The following is a 17,788-nucleotide window of genomic DNA, read 5'->3' as shown; positions in this document are numbered from 1 at the left end:
TCACGCCTTGTCGATGCCTTTCTTGATCGCGTCTTTGGCTTTGCCGACCGCTTGCTGGGCTTCGCCTTTCCTTTCCTGCACCACGCCTTCGGTGCGCATTTTGTCGTTGCCGGTGGCCTTGCCGACGCCTTGTTTGACGTTGCCGACTGCTTCGTTGGCCAAGCCTTTTGCTTTATCGCCAGTGCTGCTCATGGTGGTTCTCCTGTGAACAATTGAACGAGAAAAGTGGTTACACAAGGTTGACCGGAGGCGTTTGCACGGAGTTTCATTTATTTTCAGCAGCACATTTCATCGTTCAGTGCAGGTTGGGCTTTATGTTTGCCGACCAACCCCCGAGAATGCGCAACGTATTCAGGCCATGGCGCTGAAGATCCAATCCCGTAGGAATGTTATGAAACTCGATAAAAAGCAGGCCATTGCCCGCAGAAACCAGGAACTTGGCGGTGCTGTGCTTGGCGTCAACAACTGCCATTTCACCGAATTGAACCGCAACCGCAACATCTGGTGGTTTGATATTCCGGTCGCGCGCCTGGCCGTTGGTCAGTACGAGTGGGTTCACCTGCTGATGCACACCCCTGATACCGACGAACTGCTGCACCTGAAAGTGCCGACGGTATTCCTGCGCGAGAAGCTCGAAGGTCTGGTGGTGCGCAACGAAGGTAAACGCAAAGCGGCCTTGAGCCTGGAACTGAGCGCCGACAAGGACTCGTACCTCCAGGACATGCGCCCGGCGGGTACCAACGTCAATTTCGCGCAGTTCCGCCTGTAACTTCACACATCCCCTGTGGCGAGGGAGCTTGCTCCCGCTGGGCTGCGAAGCGGCCCCAGGTCAGACACCGCGATACTTCTGATGTATCTCCATCGCCTGGATGGCGACTGCTTCGCAGTCGAGCGGGAGCAAGCTCCCTCGCCACAAGAGTGCCAACAAAAAGCCCCGCATCTGCGGGGCTTTTGTTTGTTACGCGCTGACTTTATTGACGCCGAGCTTCTTCAGCTCTTCGTCGCGCAACTCGCGGCGCAGGATCTTGCCAACGTTGGTGGTCGGCAGCGCGTCGCGGAACTCCACGGAGCGCGGAACCTTGTAGCCCGTAACGTTCGCACGCATGTGCTCCATCACTTGCTCTTTGGTCAGGGTCACGCCCGGTTTGGCGACTATGAAGATCTTGATCGCCTCGCCCGACTTCTCGTCCGGCACACCGATGGCTGCGCATTGCAGCACGCCCGGCAGGGTCGCCAGCACGTCTTCCAGTTCATTCGGGTACACGTTGAAACCGGAGACCAGAATCATGTCTTTCTTGCGGTCGACGATGCGCATGTAACCGTCAGGCTGGATCAACGCGATGTCACCGGTCTTCAACCAGCCTTCGCTGTCGAGGATTTCATCGGTGGCGTCCTGACGCTGCCAGTAGCCCTTCATCACTTGCGGACCTTTCACACACAGCTCACCGATTGCGCCCATTGGCTGTTCAACGCCGGCATCGTCGATGATTTTGCACAGGGTCGACGGCACCGGAATACCGATGGTGCCGATCTGGATGTGCTGGATCGGGTTTACCGTCGCGACCGGGCTGGTTTCGGTCATGCCGTAACCTTCGCAGATGGCGCAACCGGTGACTGCTTTCCAGCGCTCGGCAGCGGCCAGTTGCAGGGCCATGCCACCGGACAGGGTGACTTTCAATGCAGAGAAATCCAGCTTGCGGAAGCCTTCGTTGTTGCACAGGGCAACAAACAGCGTATTGAGCCCGACGAAACCGCTGAACTTCCACTTCGACAGTTCCTTGACCATCGCCGTCAAATCGCGCGGGTTGCTGATCAGGATGTTGTGGTTGCCGATCAGCATCATCGCCATGCAATGAAAGGTGAAGGCATAGATGTGGTACAGCGGCAGCGGCGTGATCAGGACCTCGCAACCTTCATTGAGGTTGGACCCCATCAGCGCCTTGCACTGCAGCATGTTCGCCACCAGGTTGCGGTGGGTCAGCATCGCGCCCTTGGCCACGCCGGTGGTGCCGCCGGTGTATTGCAGCACGGCAACGTCGCTGCTGGCCGGGTTGGCTTCAGCGACTGGCTGGCCGTGGCCCTTGCTCAAGACGTCGTTGAACTTGATGGCCTTGGGCAAGTGATACGCCGGGACCATCTTCTTCACGTACTTGATGACGCTGTTGACCAGCAGGCGCTTGAGCGGAGGCAGCAGGTCGGCCACTTCGGTGACGATCACGTGCTTGACGCCGGTTTTCGGCACGACGAGCTGGGCCAGGTGTGCCATGTTGGCCAGGCAGACCAGGGCTTTGGCACCGGAGTCGTTGAATTGGTGTTCCATTTCCCGCGCGGTGTACAGCGGGTTGGTGTTGACCACGATCAGCCCGGCGCGAATGGCGCCGAAGACGGCGACCGGGTACTGCAACACGTTGGGCAGCTGCACGGCAATTCGATCGCCCGGCTGCAAGTCGGTATGCTGTTGCAGGTAAGCGGCAAAGGCACCGGACAATTCGTACAGTTCACCGTAGGTGATTGTCTTGCCCAGGTTGCTGAACGCCGGTTTGTCGGCAAAGCGTTGGCAGGACTGCTTCAACACCGCCTGAATATTCGGATACTCGTCCGGATTGATGTCGGCAGCAATCCCGGCAGGGTACTTATCCTTCCAAAAGTCTTCGATCATGGAAGCCCACTCCTCAGCAACGCGAATTCATCACCGCATTTGATGCGATTATTATTGGTGTGTGTTTGTTGGTGAGTCTGGCTATTTACATAGGCCGAGAAGTCACAAAGCGCGCCGAGAGTAGCAGCTTTGCCTAGGGCCGACTAGAGCCAAAAGCCGCCTCTACAGTCACTTTAATGACTCAAGAATGGCTAGCGGTCATTTTAGAGCAAAAATTCTATAGCACCCTGAAAGCCCCGTAATTTGGGCCCTCCCCCCCAAAAAGCATCGCGGGCAAGCCCGCTCCCACAGGATCACCGAGAACCTTGTAGGAGCGTGGCTTGCCCGCGATCCGCGCGAAGCGCGGCCATTTAACGATCAGGCGATATCACGCAACTCCCGCCGCAAGATCTTGCCCACCGGCGTCATCGGCAACGACTCACGCAAGACGATGTGCTTGGGCACTTTGTACGCTGTGAAGTTTTCCTTGCAGTAAGCCTTCAGCTCTTCAAGGCTGACACCCGTTTCACGGGCCACCACAAACAGCTTCACCGCCTCCCCCGACCGCTCGTCCGGCACACCGATCACCGCACAGTTGGCGACTTTCGGGTGCGCCATCACCACGTCTTCGATCTCGTTCGGGTACACGTTGAACCCCGAGACGATGATCATGTCTTTCTTGCGATCGACGATGCGCACAAAACCGTCCGGGTCGATCACCGCGATGTCACCGGACTTGAACCAGCCTTCGGCATCCAGCACTTCGGCAGTGGCGTCGGGTTTCTGCCAGTAGCCCTTCATGATCTGCGGGCCCTTGATGCACAGTTCGCCGCGCTCGCCCAGCGCCTGCTCCACGCCGTCATCGTTGATGACTTTCAGCGTGGTGCCCGGCACCGGCAGGCCAACCGTGCCGAGGCGCGACTTGTCGCCGTACGGGTTGGTGCAGGCCACCGGGGAGGTTTCCGTCAGGCCGTAACCTTCGGTGATGCGGCAACCGGTGAGCTGTTCCCAGCGCTCGGCCGTGGCCTTGACCAGCGCGGTGCCGCCGGAGTTGGTGAGTTTGAGGCTGGAGAAATCCAGGGTCTTGAAGTCTGGGTGATCCATTAGCGCCACGAACAGCGTATTCAGCCCTAGCAGCGCCGAGAACCGCCAATTCTTCAGCTCCTTGATGAAACCGCCGATGTCCCGCGGATTGGTGATCAGCACGTTGTGGTTGCCCGAAACCATCATGCACATGCAATTCGCGGTGAACGCATAGATGTGGTACAGCGGCAGCGGCGCGACCATGACCTCTTGCCCTTCGCGCAACAGCGGCTGGCCGTCATTGCCGAACTGCTCCAGGCACGCCCGCACTTGCTGCATGTTGGCCACCAGGTTGCCGTGGGTCAACATCGCGCCCTTGGCCAGGCCGGTGGTGCCGCCGGTGTATTGCAGCACGGCGATGTCGTCGAGCCCGATCTTCAGCGGCTTGATGCCCAGGCCCCGGCCCAGGCGCAGCGCGCTCTTGAAGGAAATGGCCTGCGGCAAGGAATACGCCGGGACCAGCTTCTTGACCTTGCTCACCATCGTATTGACCAGCCAGCCATTGGCGGCGGGCATCAGGTCACCCATCTTCGCTTCGATCAGGTACTGGATGTCGGTGTCGGGCAGCACTTCCTGGACTTTGGCCCCGAACATGTTCAGGTACACCAGCGCCCGGGCACCGGAGTCCTTGAACTGATGACGCATCTCCCGCGCGGTGTACAGCGGGTTGGTGTTGACCACGATCAGCCCGGCGCGCAAGGCACCGAACACGGCAATCGGGTAATGCAGGACGTTGGGCATCTGCACCGCAATGCGATCCCCGGGCACCAGGTCGGTGTGGGCTTGCAGGTAACCGGCGAACGCTACGCTGTAGCGTTCCAGTTCGGCGTAGGTCAGGGTGACGCCCATGTTGCTGAATGCCGGGCGGTCAGCAAATTTCTTGCAGGAACGCTCGAACACCTCGATCACCGACTTGTAGGCCCCTTGATCAATGTTCAGGGGCACGCCGGCCGGGCGTTTGTCATTCCAGAAATCAGGTTGCATTGTTCTTGTCCTCTTTACCTGAACCTATCCGGGGCCGCTTTTCTGTCCTTCTTCAAAAACAAAGAACGAAAAACGGGGCTTCACGGACACTAGCAGCTATGGCGAATCAGGCAAATATGCCAACGGGCGTCATTGACCGCGTGAATCTTGCTGCAGCGGCGTGGCCTGATCAGACGGCACGCGATGGATGCGCTATACAATGCATCGAGGCTGTTTCCCACCCGGCAGCCCCATCCATGCAAAGGAACCGCCATGATCCACGACACTTTCTGGCTGACCGCGAGTGACCGCAGCCGCCTCTTCGTCAACCAGTGGCTGCCCGCCGCGCCTGTAAAAGCAGTGATTATGTTGGCCCACGGCATGGCGGAACACAGTGGTCGCTACGCCCGTCTGGCGGAAAAACTCTGTGCTCAGGGCTACGGTGTGTATGCGCCGGACCTGCGTGGACATGGCAAAACTGCCGAAAACGGGACACTCGGCCATTTCGCCGACGATGACGGTTGGTGCAAGGTGGTCGGCGATCTGGCGAGCCTCAACCAGCACATCGGCCAACAACATCCGGGAATGCCGATTGTGCTGCTCGGTCACAGCATGGGCAGCTACATCGCCCAGGCTTATCTGCTGCACCACAGCGCTAGCCTGCACGGGGCCGTTCTCAGCGGGTCGAACTTCCAACCGGTGGCGCTCTATCGCGCGGCGCGGCAGATTGCGCGGTTAGAACGTTTGCGTCAGGGCCCGAAGGGTCGCAGCGCGCTGATCGAATGGCTGTCGTTCGGTTCGTTCAACAAGAAATTCAAACCGGCACGCACGCGATTCGACTGGCTCAGCCGCGATCCGGCGGAGGTCGACCTGTACGCCAACGACCCGCTCTGCGGCTTTCGCTGCACCAATCAGCTGTGGATCGATTTGCTCGGTGGGTTGCAGCAAATCAGCAAAGCGTCCAATCTCGCTCAGATTGATCCGGGCCTGCCGTTGCTGGTGATTGGCGGTGAATGTGATCCGGTGAGCGAAGGCAAGCGTCTGAAAGATCTGGCCCATGCGCTGCGCGCTGCCGGCAGCCAGAGCCTGCAACTGACTATTTACCCGCAGGCACGGCATGAACTGTTCAACGAGAGCAACCGCGATGAAGTGATCAATGACGTGTTGAACTGGATCGCCCAGGCGCTGAGCCACCGTCGGCCACCCAGATCGGAATAGTTTTTTTGAATTTATTTATTCGTGACAGGAATTGAAACAGATGACCCAGGTTACCAACACCCCTTACGAAGCCCTTGAAGTCGGCCAGACCGCCAGTTACAGCAAGACGGTCGAAGAGCGCGACATTCAGTTGTTCGCCGCGATGTCCGGCGATCACAACCCGGTGCACCTGGACGCTGAATTCGCCGCCGGCACCATGTTCAAGGAGCGCATCGCTCACGGCATGTTCAGCGGTGCGCTGATCAGCGCTGCCGTTGCCTGCGAGTTGCCTGGGCCGGGGACTATTTATATCGGTCAGCAAATGAGTTTTCAGAAGCCGGTAAAAATTGGCGACACGCTGACCGTGCGTCTGGAAATTCTCGAGAAGCTGCCGAAGTTTCGTGTGCGGATTGCCACTCGCGTGTTTAACCAGCGTGATGAGTTGGTAGTGGATGGCGAGGCGGAGATTCTGGCGCCGCGTAAGCAGCAGACGGTGACGTTGCCTAAGCTGCCGGCAATCAGCATCGGCTGATTGCCTCAAAAGATCGCAGCCTCGTTTCACTCGACAGCTCCTACAGGGTTTTGCGATACCTGTAGGAGCTGTCGAGTGAAACGAGGCTGCGATCTTTTGATCTTAAGGCCCTTCCTGCACCTGCACACTCGCCGTCATCCCCGAACTCAAATTCATCCCTTCCGGCAACTGATCAATCTTGATCCTTACCGGAATCCGCTGCGCCAGCCTCACCCAGTTAAACGTCGGCTCGACCTCTGCCAGCAACTGCCCATCCGGCGTGGTGTTGCGATCAGTAATCCCGCGACTGATGCTTTCGACATGTCCCTGCAATGCCTCCCCCGCACTCATCAACCAGACCTTCACCGGATCGCCAACACGAATCCGTGGCAGTTTGGTTTCTTCGAAATACGCCTGCACATAGAAAGTCGAATCGTCGATCAACGCCATGACCGATTGCCCGGCATTCACGTAGTTGCCTTCGGCCAGACGCAGGTTGGTGATGTGACCGTTGCGTGGTGCATGGACCTGACTACGGGCGAGGTTGAGTTCCGCAACCTTGGCTTCGGCCTGGGCTTCGCGCAGTTCGCCACGGGCGATGCCAGCGTTGATCTGTGCGTTTTCACGCAGCTCGGCACTGATTGCCTGCGGCCCGAGGGCAGCGCGGCGACTGGCTTCACGCTCGCGCAGATTGAGTTGCTGCTGACGGGTCTGCACCACCGCCTGGGCTTTCTCCAGCGCCGCTTCGAAACGGTCACGATCAATGCTCAGCAATAAATCGCCAGCCTTGACCTGCTGGTTATCAAAAGTCTTGAGCTCACGCACCCAACCCGAGACGTCCGGGGCGATCACCACCACGTCGGCGCGAATCCGCGCGTCCCGAGTCCACGGCGTGAGCATGTAGTACTGCCACAAATGGAAGCCGGCAAAGATCGCCACCGCCACCAGGCCCAGGGTTACCGCGACACGTACGGGTGTACGCATTTTCAACTCCTTATAAAGGTCCGAGGACGACGGTGATCAAGGTCAATACACAGACGTACAAGGCGCAATCAAACAATGCTTCATGCCAGATCCAGCGGCCCACCGGCGTCAGGCGCAAGAGCATGCGCAAGGCTCCAGTGACGAGCAGCGCCAGCAGCACGTAAATCAGAAACGGACTGAGCAGCACGCCACCCACCGACCACTCACGCAAGCCCATGGCTTTGCTCCTGTTGACGGCACCAGGCGCGCCAGCTGCTTTGCAATTGCAGCACCGCGCCTTGGGCCAGTTTCACCGCATCGCTGGGGGGCAATGCGTACAAGGTCTTCAAGAGTTCTTCGCTCGGCTGCGCCAACGCCTCGGCGCGACTGCCGGCCGGGCCTTGCTCGAGGATTTTTTCCAGCTGTTCGAGATAACGCCGCTGAGGCGCACTGACCGGTGCCTGCGCCACCGCCAGACTCAAACGCAGATGCAGCAATTCGTCGCCGATGTCCAGGCCGAGCAAGCCATCGTCCCAGCGACTGCGCGCCGGTTCCGGCAACTCGGGATAGTGTCGCGCCAATTGCAGCAAGCGGTCGGCCATGCGCCCGCCAAACCAGCTTTCGGCACCGCGAAGATTGCGCCGGGTCAGGCGCACCAGATCGTCGAGGGTTGCCGCCAGCAGACGTCGGCCATGCCACGTCGGGTTGCGCAGGATCAACAAATGGAACGCCAGCACTGCGGCGCCGACACCGACCACGATGGATTGAGCGCTGTTGAAGAACGTCGCGACATCGAATTTCATCGCATTGAGCGGCGATACCAGCACGATAAAGTGCAAACAAAATGAGGTAGCCGTGGCGCCGATCTGCGGTTTGGCCATGCCCAGCGCGCCGAGGAATAACGGCACGCCCATGCCCATGCACAGCAAGGCAAAACCACTCCATTGCGGCAGCAGAATCTGCCCAACGATAAACGCGGCCGGAATTGCCAGGAAGATCCCGCGCATAAAACTCATGCCGATCTGGGCGCCGTTCTCGCGGCTGGCGAACAGACTACACACCACGCACGTCAACAGCAGCGCGCCGGAGGCAGCGGGCCAGGCGGTCGCCAACCAAAAGCACGAGACCACCAGAAACGCCAACGCACTTCGGGCACCGAACATCAGCGCCAATGACAGGTCACGGTGTGGCGTCAGGGTTCTCGGTGGATCGACCGTTTCCTTGCCCTCCTCAACGGCGTTCAACGCGGCGCTGGCCGCCATAGCGGTATCGAGCAACAAGGTGAAACGAGCCAGGCAGTAACTCTGTGCGGAGCTGATGTGCGGGTCGTGGCAAGCGTCGAGCAACCTCGGACGCAGAGCTTGCAGGGTCGCGGTGTCAGGGTTGTTGAGCGCCTCTTGAACCTCGGTCATCCAGGGCAACAGTTGCTCGGCTTCCTGAGGTTCCAATTGCTTCCACTGGCGGCGTACCGAACGGGCGATGCGCAATAGCATCAACAGCTTCTGGCTCAAGCCGCTGATCGCGCGTGCTCGTTGCCGCCCCAGGCTTCCTTCAAACCAGGCATGCTCGCGCTGGGCATCAACGGCGACGATTCTCCCGAGGATTTCCAGCAAGCCTTTACGCGCCTGACCCTCACCGGCCAGGGTTGCGCGCGCGGCGCTCATACCGCTTTGCCACGCTGCCCGCGCCTGATCCGCCAGCTGCCGTTCGACCCGCATCGGCCAGAGCAGCGCACTGGCGGCGGTGGCGCAAAGAATGCCCAGGCAGATTTCTGTGCAGCGAGCCACGGCTTGATCGAACACCGTCAGCGGATGAGTAATGGCCGGCAACGCGATGATTGCCACCGTGTAACCGGCCAGCACGAACGAATAGGACCAGGCGCTGCGCAGCAAGGTCGAACTCGCCGTACACAGACCCAGCCATAACGCCAAGGCCAACAAAAACAACCAGGGCGTCTGGGCAAACAACCCCATGAACACCACTGACATGATCGTCCCGACCAGCGTCCCCAGCAACCGCGCCAGGCCCTTCTGCACCACCATCCCCGACAAGGGCTGGGCGACGATGAACGCCGTCATCAACGCCCAGGCCGGTTGCTCCAGACCCCAGCGTAATGCCAGCCACAGTGCCAGGCCGCCGCCGATCAAGGTTTTGATCGCGAACTGTAAGGCGCGGCGGTCAGGCGCAAACAAAGCCTGCAAGGTGATAGGCACGTAAAAGACTCTTGGAAAGGCGATTTAACGATAGTCGGGATCGGTTCAGTCACTTGATAAACAAATTATTAGCTAGCTAACTAACATCCGTCCAGTGCTAATTCCCGGACACAAAAAAACGCCAGACTGGCTGGCGTTTATGACAGGCAACGAACGCTTACGAGCGTGCGCGCGCCTGGTTACGCAGGGCTTTTACCTGATCGTGATTGCGTTGCACGCCGTGGTACTGACGCTCAACCAGGTCACGAATGCCCACCAGGTTATGTTTGCTGATTTTTTCGATGGCTTCTTTGTAAGCCTTCAGTGCATGGTCTTCACCCCGCTCGGCTTCGTTCAGCACGGCTTCTTCATCCTTGCCGGTGAACATCGCTTTCACGTCGACCCAGCGACGGTGCAGGTCACCGCTGACACTGGTGGACGTTTCCGGATCGCCGCCTAGCGAACGCACCTGCGCTTGCAGTTCGGAAGCCGCAGTGGCGCAGTCCGCCGAGCGTTGCACGAACAGGGTTTTGAGTTCTGGGTGTTTGATGTCTTCAGCGCAAGTCTTGAACCCTTCCTGACCGTCTTTGCTGGTTTCAATCAGGTCGTTGAGTACAGAGATGGCTTCTTTATTCATGTCGGTCATTTTCAATTCCTCGCGGGTTGATGAAAGATGCAATAGTTATTGCACCCTGCATGCCAGCTTTGAATTGATAACTTATTCCTTATATTTCAATTGCTTACTGATTAACGCGAAAACTGTATCCGCTTTTTTTGCATGATCTGTCATTTGGCCTGCATGCAGAATGCCTGTATTTTCCAGACTGTTTGAATCAAGACGACTGATTGATGAACCCTGAAAAGCTCGAACTGTTGATTACCCGTGAAATGCCCTTCGGCAAGTACAAGGGCCGGATCATCGCCGACCTCCCCGGCCAATACCTGAACTGGTTCGCTCGGGAAGGTTTCCCCCATGGCGAACTCGGCGGCTTGCTGGCCTTGATGCAGGAAATCGATCACAACGGCCTGTCGGAGCTGCTCGAACCGCTGCGCGCCAAACATGGCAAACCCGCCCCGCGCCATTGATCCTGACCGAGTAGCCCATGCCCGATAACACCCGCCGCGCCCGTGATGAAGCCTTCTGGCGAACTTTTGCCGACCGATACGCGGTTGAACCCGGACCGATCAACCTCGAAAACGGATACTTCGCGCGCATGTCGCGCACAGTGGTCGAGGAGTACCAGCGCAACATCGAACTGATCAACCGCAGCAACTCGGTGCACGTGCGGCAACGCTTCGAACAGGGCGAAAGCCTGGAGATTCGCAAACAGCTCGCCGAGCTGGTGAGCGTACCCGCCGACACCGTCGCCCTCACCCGCAACGCTTCGGACGGTTTGCAATCGCTGATCCGCAACTACAACCGTCTGACGCCGGGCGATCAGGTGCTGATGTGTGATCTGGAATACGACACGGTCAAAGGGGCCATGCGCTGGCTGGCACGTCATCGCGGTGTCGAAGTGATCGAGATCGAACACTCGCACCCCGCCAGTTTCGACAGTTTGCTGGCCACTTACCGCGAAGCCTTCGTGCGTTACCCGCGACTCAAACTGATGGCCCTGACCCACGTCACCCATCGCACCGGTCTGGTGATGCCGGTGCAGGCCATTGCCGCAGCCGCCAGGGAACATGGCATCGACGTGATCCTAGACGGTGCCCATGCGCTCGGCCAGATCCAGTTCAATCTTGACGATCTCGGGATCGCGTTCGCCGGTTTCAATCTGCACAAATGGATCGGTGCGCCACTGACCCTGGGCTTCATTTACATCGCCCCCGAGCGCTTGGCCGACATCGACCCGGACATGGGCGAGATGCATTTCCCGGTCACCGACATTCTCGCCCGCACGCCGTACAGCACGCCCAACATCCCGGCGCTGCTGACCCTGCCGCTGGTGTTCGAGGAACATCGGGCCATGGGCGGTTCCGCGGCCAAGGGCGCCCGGCTCAATTACCTGCGCAACCGCTGGGTGAGCGTGGTACGCGAGTTGCCGGGGATCGACGTCATGACCCCGGACGACCCGCGGCTGTATTGCGGCATCACCTCGATGCGCTTTACCCGGCACACCGATCAACAGGCGATGGTCGAGCGGCTGCTCAAGGACTACAACCTGTTTACCGTGGTGCGCAGTGGTGCCGCGAGTGGTCCGTGCATTCGCATAACTCCGGGGCTTACCACCACGGGTGCAGACATGGATCTACTGGCCCGGGCGTTGACCGAACTGCGCTGACATCACACGGTGTGTTTGTCGAAGTCCTCGGGTTTGATCTGCGTCGATACCGCGAATGTGTCGATGCCGATGGTCGTGTGCCCGAAGTAGCCGTCTTCATTCGAGTCTCGACTCAGGGTGTGAACGTTCAAGGTCGAAGCCTCGCCGCCCATGTTTTTATAGAAAAAGTCTTGATCGTTGGTCAGTGGCGAAACGGATCGACCGCAGTACTCTCTGGCGTTGAGTACCGAGCGCGAGGCCACCTCGGGAAAATAGAGCTGACCGACCCAGGCGACATGCCGTTCTTCCAGATAGTTATTGCCTGCTGTAATGCGTACGACGACGTGAATGTGCAGGGCACGGCCGGCGTAGAACCCCGGATAGATCGTGGTAAAGCGCACGATGCCGTTCTTGTCCGTAAATTGCCCGCCTCGCAGGTAAGTGTCGTCGTCGGTGCGCGGGATCGAGCCTATGTCGCCAGCTTCGACTTCCTTGTCCGGATTGACCTTGGTCCAGCCCGAATACGCACCGCGCGCATTGCAGTGCCAGATATCCACTAACGCGTCAGTCACGGGTTGACCGGTCATGGCATCGACGATCGTCAGCCTCAGCACCAAGGGAATACCGTCCATGCCTTCGCTGATGTTTCTTCTGATCAATTTCGGATTTCGGAAATAAGGACCGGCGATCTGTTCGGGTGAAAGCAGGTAAACCGCTGGCTGGGGTGAAACCGGAGTGTTGTCGTCCATGACGTTCTCTCTTCCATAAGATGAACGCAGGTTAACGCTGGCCGAGCAGAGAGATGCGGTAACTATGTATCGCATGATGTCCTTGTGGGAGCGAGCTTGCTCGCGATGGCAGCGGCACATTCAATGAAAATGTTGACTGTCAGACCGCTATCGCGAGCAAGCTCGCTCCCACAGTTTTTTTGCGGGCAAAAAAAAACGGTGCACCGACCAAGCGCACCGTAAAGCCGTAGAACACACAACGAAGTGTTTGGTAAAGCCGATCAGTCCAGCAGCGCCAGTGCCTCGGCGGTGCATTCCTGAATGCGGGCCCAGTCGCCGTTCTTGATCCACTCGGGATCAAGCATCCAGCTACCGCCCACGCACATCACGTTTTTCAACGCCATGTAGCTCTTGATGTTGGCCGGACTGACGCCGCCAGTCGGGCAGAATTTCACTTCGCCGAACGGGCCGCCCAGGGCCTTGATGGCCGCGACGCCGCCGCTGACTTCCGCCGGGAACAGCTTGAAGCGGCGATAACCCAGGCCATAACCTTCCATGATGCCGGAGGCGTTGCTGATGCCTGGCAACAGCGGAATCGGGCTGTTGACGCTGGCTTCCAGCAGGTCACGGGTGATGCCCGGCGTGACGATGAACTGCGAACCGGCTGCTTCGGCAGCCGCCAGCATGTTGCGATCCAGCACAGTACCGGCACCGGTCACCAGCTCCGGACGCTGCTCGCGCAGAATCTGGATGGCCTTGAGGCCGAACTGCGAACGCAAGGTCACTTCCAGGGCTGTCAGGCCACCGGCCGCGAGGGCGTCGGCCAGCGGCAGGATGTCCTGTTCGCGAGCGATGGTAATCACCGGCAGGATCCGCGCCTTGGCGCAGAGGCTGTCGATCAGGGCAACTTTGTCCGCCATGGAAACGGTCGGGGATGGGGTTTTCATAGCGGCTGTTCCTTGGCTCATGGGCACCAGTAAATCTCTAACGTAGGTTGCAGAAACGCGCGAATCGGCATGGCGGCGACATCGTCACCGGCCAATGCGGCACTCAGAGTGGTCAGCTTGGACTGTCCGGAAATCGATAGAACGGTGGTCTTGGCCGAGGCCAGAAGCGCGCGACTCATGGTCAGGCGCTGATGTGGCACGGTCGGCGCCAGCATCGGATAGCAACGCCGTGTACCGTCGACTTTCAAGGCATCGGCAAGGTTTGGGCTGTTGGGGAACAGCGATGCGGTGTGACCATCGTCGCCCATGCCGAGTATCAGCACGTCGATCGGCGGCAACTCGGCGAGCAAGCGATCCGCCTGCTCGGCGGCCTGTTCAAGGTTGGCGGTGGCGCTGTACAAACTCAAAAACTGAGCCTTCACCGCCGGGCCTTGCAGCAGGTAGCGCTTGAGCAGACCGGCATTGCTGTCGGCGTGTTCAACCGGCACCCAACGCTCGTCGGCCAGGGTGATGACAACTTTGGACCAGTCCAGTTTCTGCTTGGCCAGGTTCTGGAAAAACGCCACCGGACTGCGGCCACCGGACACCACCAGCGTCGCGGTGCCGCGAGCGTCGATGGCGTCACTCAGTTGCTTGGCCACATTCAGCGCCAAACCATCGGCCAGCAACACCGGGCTTTTGAACTCATGGGCGCTGACGCCCTGAGGCAGTTTCAATTCAGATATCGCCATACCACGACCTCCCATCCCGCGTGATCAATGCAATGGAGCTCATCGGCCCCCAGGACCCCGCCGCGTAAGGCTTGGGCGCATCACCGGATTTTTTCCACCCGGCGATCAACTGGTCACACCACTTCCACGCGGCTTCGATTTCATCTTTACGGACAAACAGGTTCTGATTGCCGCGCATCACTTCCAGCAACAACCGCTCGTAGGCATCGGGAATCCGTGCGCTGCGATAGGTGTCGGAAAAATTCAGCTGCAACGGACCGCTGCGCAGCTGCATGCCCTTGTCCAGGCCTTGTTCTTTGGTCATCACGCGCAAGGAAATGCCTTCGTCCGGTTGCAGGCGGATAATCAGCTTGTTGCTGATTTGCAGGCGCTGCTCGGGAGCGAAGATGTAATGGGACGGTTCCTTGAAGTGGATGACGATCTGCGACAGCTTCTGCGGCATGCGCTTGCCGGTACGCAGGTAAAACGGCACGCCGGCCCAACGCCAGTTCCGGATATCGGCACGCAGCGCGACGAAGGTTTCGGTGTCGCTCTGGGTGTTGGAGTTCGGCTCTTCCAGATAACCGGGAACCGATTTGCCTTCGCTGTAACCGGCGATGTACTGACCGCGCACCACCTGAGTGGTCAGGCCTTCCGGGCTGATCGGCGCCAGCGCCTTGAGCACTTTGACTTTCTCGTCACGGATGCTGTCGGCGGACAGGTCGGCCGGCGGGTCCATGGCGATCAGGCAGAGCAGTTGCAGCAGGTGATTCTGGATCATGTCCCGCAGCTGGCCGGCCTTGTCGAAGTAACCCCAGCGACCTTCGATCCCGACCTTCTCGGCCACGGTGATTTCCACGTGGGAGATATAGTTCTGGTTCCACTGGGTTTCGAACAGGCTGTTGGCGAAACGCAGGGCGATCAGGTTCTGGACAGTTTCTTTGCCCAGGTAGTGGTCGATGCGGTAGGTGCGATTCTCCGGGAAGAACTGCGCCACGGCGTCGTTAACCTTGCGCGAGGATTCCAAGTCCGAACCGATGGGTTTTTCCAGCACCACGCGGGTGTTTTCGGTCAGGCCGACCTTCGACAGGTTCTCGCAGATCGCGCCGTAAACGGCGGCCGGTGTCGCGAAGTAGGCAATCACTCGCTGGGCGCTGCCAGCCATTTCGGCCAGGGCGACGTAATCGTCAGCCTTGAGGAAGTCGACGTGCAGATAACTCAGGCGGGCCAGGAAGCGTTCCACCACAGCTTCGTCCAGCTCTTTGGCGCCGACGTAGCGGCGCAGCTCGGAGGCGATGAACGCCAAATGTTGCTGCTCGCTGCCAGGCTCACGGGCCAGCGCGATAATTCGCGTGTCCTCGTGCAACAGGCCTGCGCCATCGAGCTGATAAAGGGCAGGAAACAGCTTGCGCAGGGCCAGATCGCCGAGGGCGCCGAACAAGGCAAAGGTGCACGGTTCAACCGTAATCGAAGGCATGATGTTTGTTCTTTTATCAAGTTAAGCTACAAATACCTTTTTTCAAGGCATCACTCAAGGGAAAATGTAGTAATAACCACAACATTTTCGCAAAATACAGATTCCGAGTGGTGGACGGTCGGAGCCATCAGTAGGATAGGCCACCGTTACGGGCCCGATCAAAGTCCCAATTTGCATAGCCGGGGCCCTTATTTGCATTGCTCTCATGTTTGCGGAGCTAAGGAACATATATGGACCGCGTGCGAAATTTACTGGAACAGATCCAGAATCGCCTTGAAGACCTGAACAAGGCAGAACGCAAAGTCGCCGAAGTGATCCTGCTCAACCCGCAGCAGGCCACCCGGTTCAGCATCGCCGCGCTCGCCCAGGCCTCAAAGGTCAGCGAGCCGACGGTCAACCGTTTCTGCCGTTCGTTCGGCGTCAGCGGCTACCCGGAACTCAAGCTTCAATTGGCCCAGAGCCTGGCCAGTGGCGCGGCATATGTCAGCCGTGCGGTCGAGGCCGACGACAATCCGGAGGCGTACACCACGAAGATTTTCGGCAGCGCCATCGCCTCGCTGGACAGTGCCTTGCAGGCGCTTGACCCGAACCTGATCAGCCGCGCTGTCGACCTGTTGATCCAGGCCCGGCAGATCCACTTCTTCGGCCTCGGCGCCTCGGCCCCGGTGGCGCTGGATGCGCAGCACAAGTTCTTCCGCTTCAACCTGGCGGTCACCGCCCACGCGGACGTGCTGATGCAGCGCATGATTGCGTCGGTGGCGCACACCGGCGAGTTGTTCGTGATCATTTCCTACACCGGCCGTACCCGCGAACTGGTGGAAGTGGCGCGTATTGCCCGGGAAAACGGTGCTTCGGTACTGGGCCTGACGGCCGAGGGCTCGCCACTGGCCAAGGCCAGCACGTTGAGCCTGAACATTCCGCTGCCGGAAGACACCGACATCTATATGCCGATGACGTCGCGGATCATTCAGCTGACCGTGCTGGACGTGCTCGCCACCGGCATGACCTTGCGCCGAGGCGTGGATTTCCAGCCGCATTTGCGCAAGATCAAGGAAAGTCTGAATGCCAGTCGGTATCCGATTGGGGATGAGTTTAATTAAAAAGATCGCAGCCTCGTTTCGCTCGACAGCTCCTACAGGTTTACACGATCCCTTGTAGGAGCTGTCGAGCGAAACGAGGCTGCGATCTTTTGATCTTACGCCCCGACCCGCGCCTGCAAACTCAAATGCGCCCTCTCCCCCGGAGCCAGGCTCAGGCTATCGGTCCCGCCACTCGCGGCTTCAACACAGACAAACTCCGAAATCTCATTCCAGGTCACTCCCAGCAACGGCCTTGAGCCCGGATGCCAGACCACCGTGTCCGCATGGTCACCGGTATCGATGCACAACTCGCGCTGCCAGGCGTGGTCCTTGAGCTGTAATTCGCCGTCTTGCTGGAACACCCGCTGACAGCCACCCTCCACCCGCAACTCGCCTTCCTGATGACAAATCTGCCGGTTCAACTGGTCGTAACCCTGCGCCCCGTCGAGGCCAGACAGCGCTACCTCACCGACGTCGCCAATACGCCAATATGCATGCAACGCTTGACTCAATTGGCACGGCAGGCTGTCCTGATGCTCCGTACTCAGGCGCAAATCCATGCGTTCGCCCAAGTGCGCGTGCAGGTCTACTTGCCAGTCGCACAACTGAAGTTGCCAGTGCAAGCGCACGCCATCGTCATCAGTGCTGCTGTCCAGCAGCTTCCAGTCGATCAACCGTGCCCAGCCATGGGACGGCCAGGCGTTTTCGCTCGGATGACGGCCATACCACGGCCAGCACACCGGAACGCCACCACGAATCGCGCCGACCTGCGGCCACTTCGCCGCGCACCAGAGCCAGGGTTTCTGGCCCTTTGGCTGGAAGTGCAGCAACTGCGCTCCCTGCCGACTGAACACCGCCTGACACAGCGGATGGTCGATCACCAGCACGTCGCGCTTCTGATAGCGCTCCCACGCAAACACCGGACGTTCGCGCAAGGATTTGAAGAAGCGTTGTAGCGGATGCTCATGCATGTGCAACGGTCCTGAAAATCACCCGGGGTGCGCCGCCCGACAAAAAAAAGCGGACAGCCTGGGCT

The 17,788-nt window shown here is 59.2% G+C and carries 18 protein-coding genes; 6 read left to right on the top strand and 12 right to left on the bottom strand.

The features are described 5' to 3' along the window. Positions 1–192: a CsbD family protein gene (locus MO767_RS25535; protein ID WP_129437765.1), complete on the bottom strand. Its 192-nt coding sequence runs from the start codon at positions 190–192 to the stop codon at positions 1–3. 199 nt (positions 193–391) lie between these two features. Here MO767_RS25535 and MO767_RS25530 point away from each other — a divergent pair, with 199 nt between their 5' ends. Continuing rightward, positions 392–769 (top strand): hypothetical protein, encoded by a 378-nt coding sequence (locus MO767_RS25530; RefSeq protein WP_282377262.1) that lies wholly within the window; start codon positions 392–394, stop codon positions 767–769. A 189-nt stretch (positions 770–958) separates the two neighbouring features. Here the strand turns inward: MO767_RS25530 and fadD1 are convergent, their stop codons facing one another. Both fadD1 and fadD2 read right to left on the bottom strand, forming a co-directional pair. Further along, positions 959–2,659: a long-chain-fatty-acid--CoA ligase FadD1 gene (gene fadD1 / locus MO767_RS25525; protein ID WP_282482788.1), complete on the bottom strand. Its 1,701-nt coding sequence runs from the start codon at positions 2,657–2,659 to the stop codon at positions 959–961. A 357-nt stretch (positions 2,660–3,016) separates the two neighbouring features. Continuing rightward, positions 3,017–4,705: a long-chain-fatty-acid--CoA ligase FadD2 gene (gene fadD2 / locus MO767_RS25520; RefSeq protein ID WP_282482787.1), complete on the bottom strand. Its 1,689-nt coding sequence runs from the start codon at positions 4,703–4,705 to the stop codon at positions 3,017–3,019. Positions 4,706–4,957: 252 nt separating this feature from the next. Here fadD2 and MO767_RS25515 point away from each other — a divergent pair, with 252 nt between their 5' ends. Together MO767_RS25515 and MO767_RS25510 are read left to right on the top strand one after the other, a co-directional pair. Beyond that, a complete protein-coding gene (locus MO767_RS25515; protein WP_282482786.1) occupies positions 4,958–5,902 on the top strand; it encodes an alpha/beta hydrolase in 945 nt (314 codons plus the stop codon). A gap of 40 nt (positions 5,903–5,942) precedes the next feature. Beyond that, positions 5,943–6,413: a MaoC family dehydratase gene (locus MO767_RS25510; protein WP_046049496.1), complete on the top strand. Its 471-nt coding sequence runs from the start codon at positions 5,943–5,945 to the stop codon at positions 6,411–6,413. Positions 6,414–6,515: 102 nt separating this feature from the next. On the opposite strand, the gene MO767_RS25505 is transcribed toward MO767_RS25510, so the two are convergent. The 4 genes from MO767_RS25505 to MO767_RS25490 form a co-directional block, all read right to left on the bottom strand. After that, the gene (locus MO767_RS25505; protein ID WP_282482785.1) at positions 6,516–7,376 is read right to left on the bottom strand and encodes an HlyD family secretion protein; all 861 of its coding nucleotides are present in this window, start codon (positions 7,374–7,376) and stop codon (positions 6,516–6,518) included. Between the two features lie 10 nt (positions 7,377–7,386). Beyond that, positions 7,387–7,593 carry a DUF1656 domain-containing protein gene (locus MO767_RS25500; RefSeq protein WP_008151119.1) on the bottom strand — a complete coding sequence of 69 codons (207 nt, stop codon included), beginning with the start codon at positions 7,591–7,593 and terminating at the stop codon, positions 7,387–7,389. Continuing rightward, positions 7,580–9,568, bottom strand: a complete 1,989-nt coding sequence (locus tag MO767_RS25495) for an FUSC family protein (RefSeq protein ID WP_282482784.1) — start codon at positions 9,566–9,568, stop codon at positions 7,580–7,582. The genes MO767_RS25500 and MO767_RS25495 overlap by 14 nt, the downstream gene beginning before the upstream one ends. A 157-nt stretch (positions 9,569–9,725) precedes the next feature. Continuing rightward, on the bottom strand, positions 9,726–10,193 hold the full coding sequence (locus MO767_RS25490) for a PA2169 family four-helix-bundle protein (RefSeq protein WP_282482783.1): 468 nt from the start codon (positions 10,191–10,193) through the stop codon (positions 9,726–9,728). 203 nt (positions 10,194–10,396) lie between these two features. Here MO767_RS25490 and MO767_RS25485 point away from each other — a divergent pair, with 203 nt between their 5' ends. Beyond that, positions 10,397–10,633 (top strand): DUF3820 family protein, encoded by a 237-nt coding sequence (locus tag MO767_RS25485; RefSeq protein WP_007949456.1) that lies wholly within the window; start codon positions 10,397–10,399, stop codon positions 10,631–10,633. Positions 10,634–10,650: 17 nt separating this feature from the next. Further along, entirely contained in the window at positions 10,651–11,832 is a 1,182-nt protein-coding gene (locus MO767_RS25480) for an aminotransferase class V-fold PLP-dependent enzyme (protein WP_282482782.1), read from the top strand. Between the two features lie 2 nt (positions 11,833–11,834). Here MO767_RS25480 and MO767_RS25475 read toward each other — a convergent pair whose 3' ends face one another. The 4 genes from MO767_RS25475 to zwf form a co-directional block, all read right to left on the bottom strand. Then, entirely contained in the window at positions 11,835–12,560 is a 726-nt protein-coding gene (locus MO767_RS25475) for an intradiol ring-cleavage dioxygenase (protein ID WP_282482781.1), read from the bottom strand. Between the two features lie 260 nt (positions 12,561–12,820). Continuing rightward, positions 12,821–13,486, bottom strand: a complete 666-nt coding sequence (locus MO767_RS25470) for a bifunctional 4-hydroxy-2-oxoglutarate aldolase/2-dehydro-3-deoxy-phosphogluconate aldolase (protein WP_140676745.1) — start codon at positions 13,484–13,486, stop codon at positions 12,821–12,823. A gap of 17 nt (positions 13,487–13,503) precedes the next feature. Then, positions 13,504–14,217, bottom strand: a complete 714-nt coding sequence (gene pgl, locus MO767_RS25465; protein ID WP_282482780.1) for a 6-phosphogluconolactonase — start codon at positions 14,215–14,217, stop codon at positions 13,504–13,506. Then, positions 14,204–15,673 (bottom strand): glucose-6-phosphate dehydrogenase, encoded by a 1,470-nt coding sequence (gene zwf, locus MO767_RS25460; RefSeq protein ID WP_218539084.1) that lies wholly within the window; start codon positions 15,671–15,673, stop codon positions 14,204–14,206. Before zwf ends, pgl begins: the two co-directional genes overlap by 14 nt. 239 nt (positions 15,674–15,912) lie before the next feature. Here zwf and MO767_RS25455 point away from each other — a divergent pair, with 239 nt between their 5' ends. Further along, positions 15,913–16,773, top strand: coding sequence for a MurR/RpiR family transcriptional regulator (locus MO767_RS25455; RefSeq protein ID WP_178082693.1), 861 nt, complete (start codon positions 15,913–15,915; stop codon positions 16,771–16,773). Positions 16,774–16,868: 95 nt separating this feature from the next. On the opposite strand, the gene MO767_RS25450 is transcribed toward MO767_RS25455, so the two are convergent. Then, positions 16,869–17,723, bottom strand: coding sequence for a D-hexose-6-phosphate mutarotase (locus tag MO767_RS25450; protein WP_282482779.1), 855 nt, complete (start codon positions 17,721–17,723; stop codon positions 16,869–16,871). Positions 17,724–17,788: the final 65 nt, after the last annotated feature.

Source organism: Pseudomonas sp. UYIF39 (genome assembly GCF_029963765.1).
Classification (GTDB): domain Bacteria; phylum Pseudomonadota; class Gammaproteobacteria; order Pseudomonadales; family Pseudomonadaceae; genus Aquipseudomonas.
The sequence above is the reverse complement of the archived record's forward strand: the minus strand, read 5'-3'. Positions and strand labels throughout refer to the sequence as shown.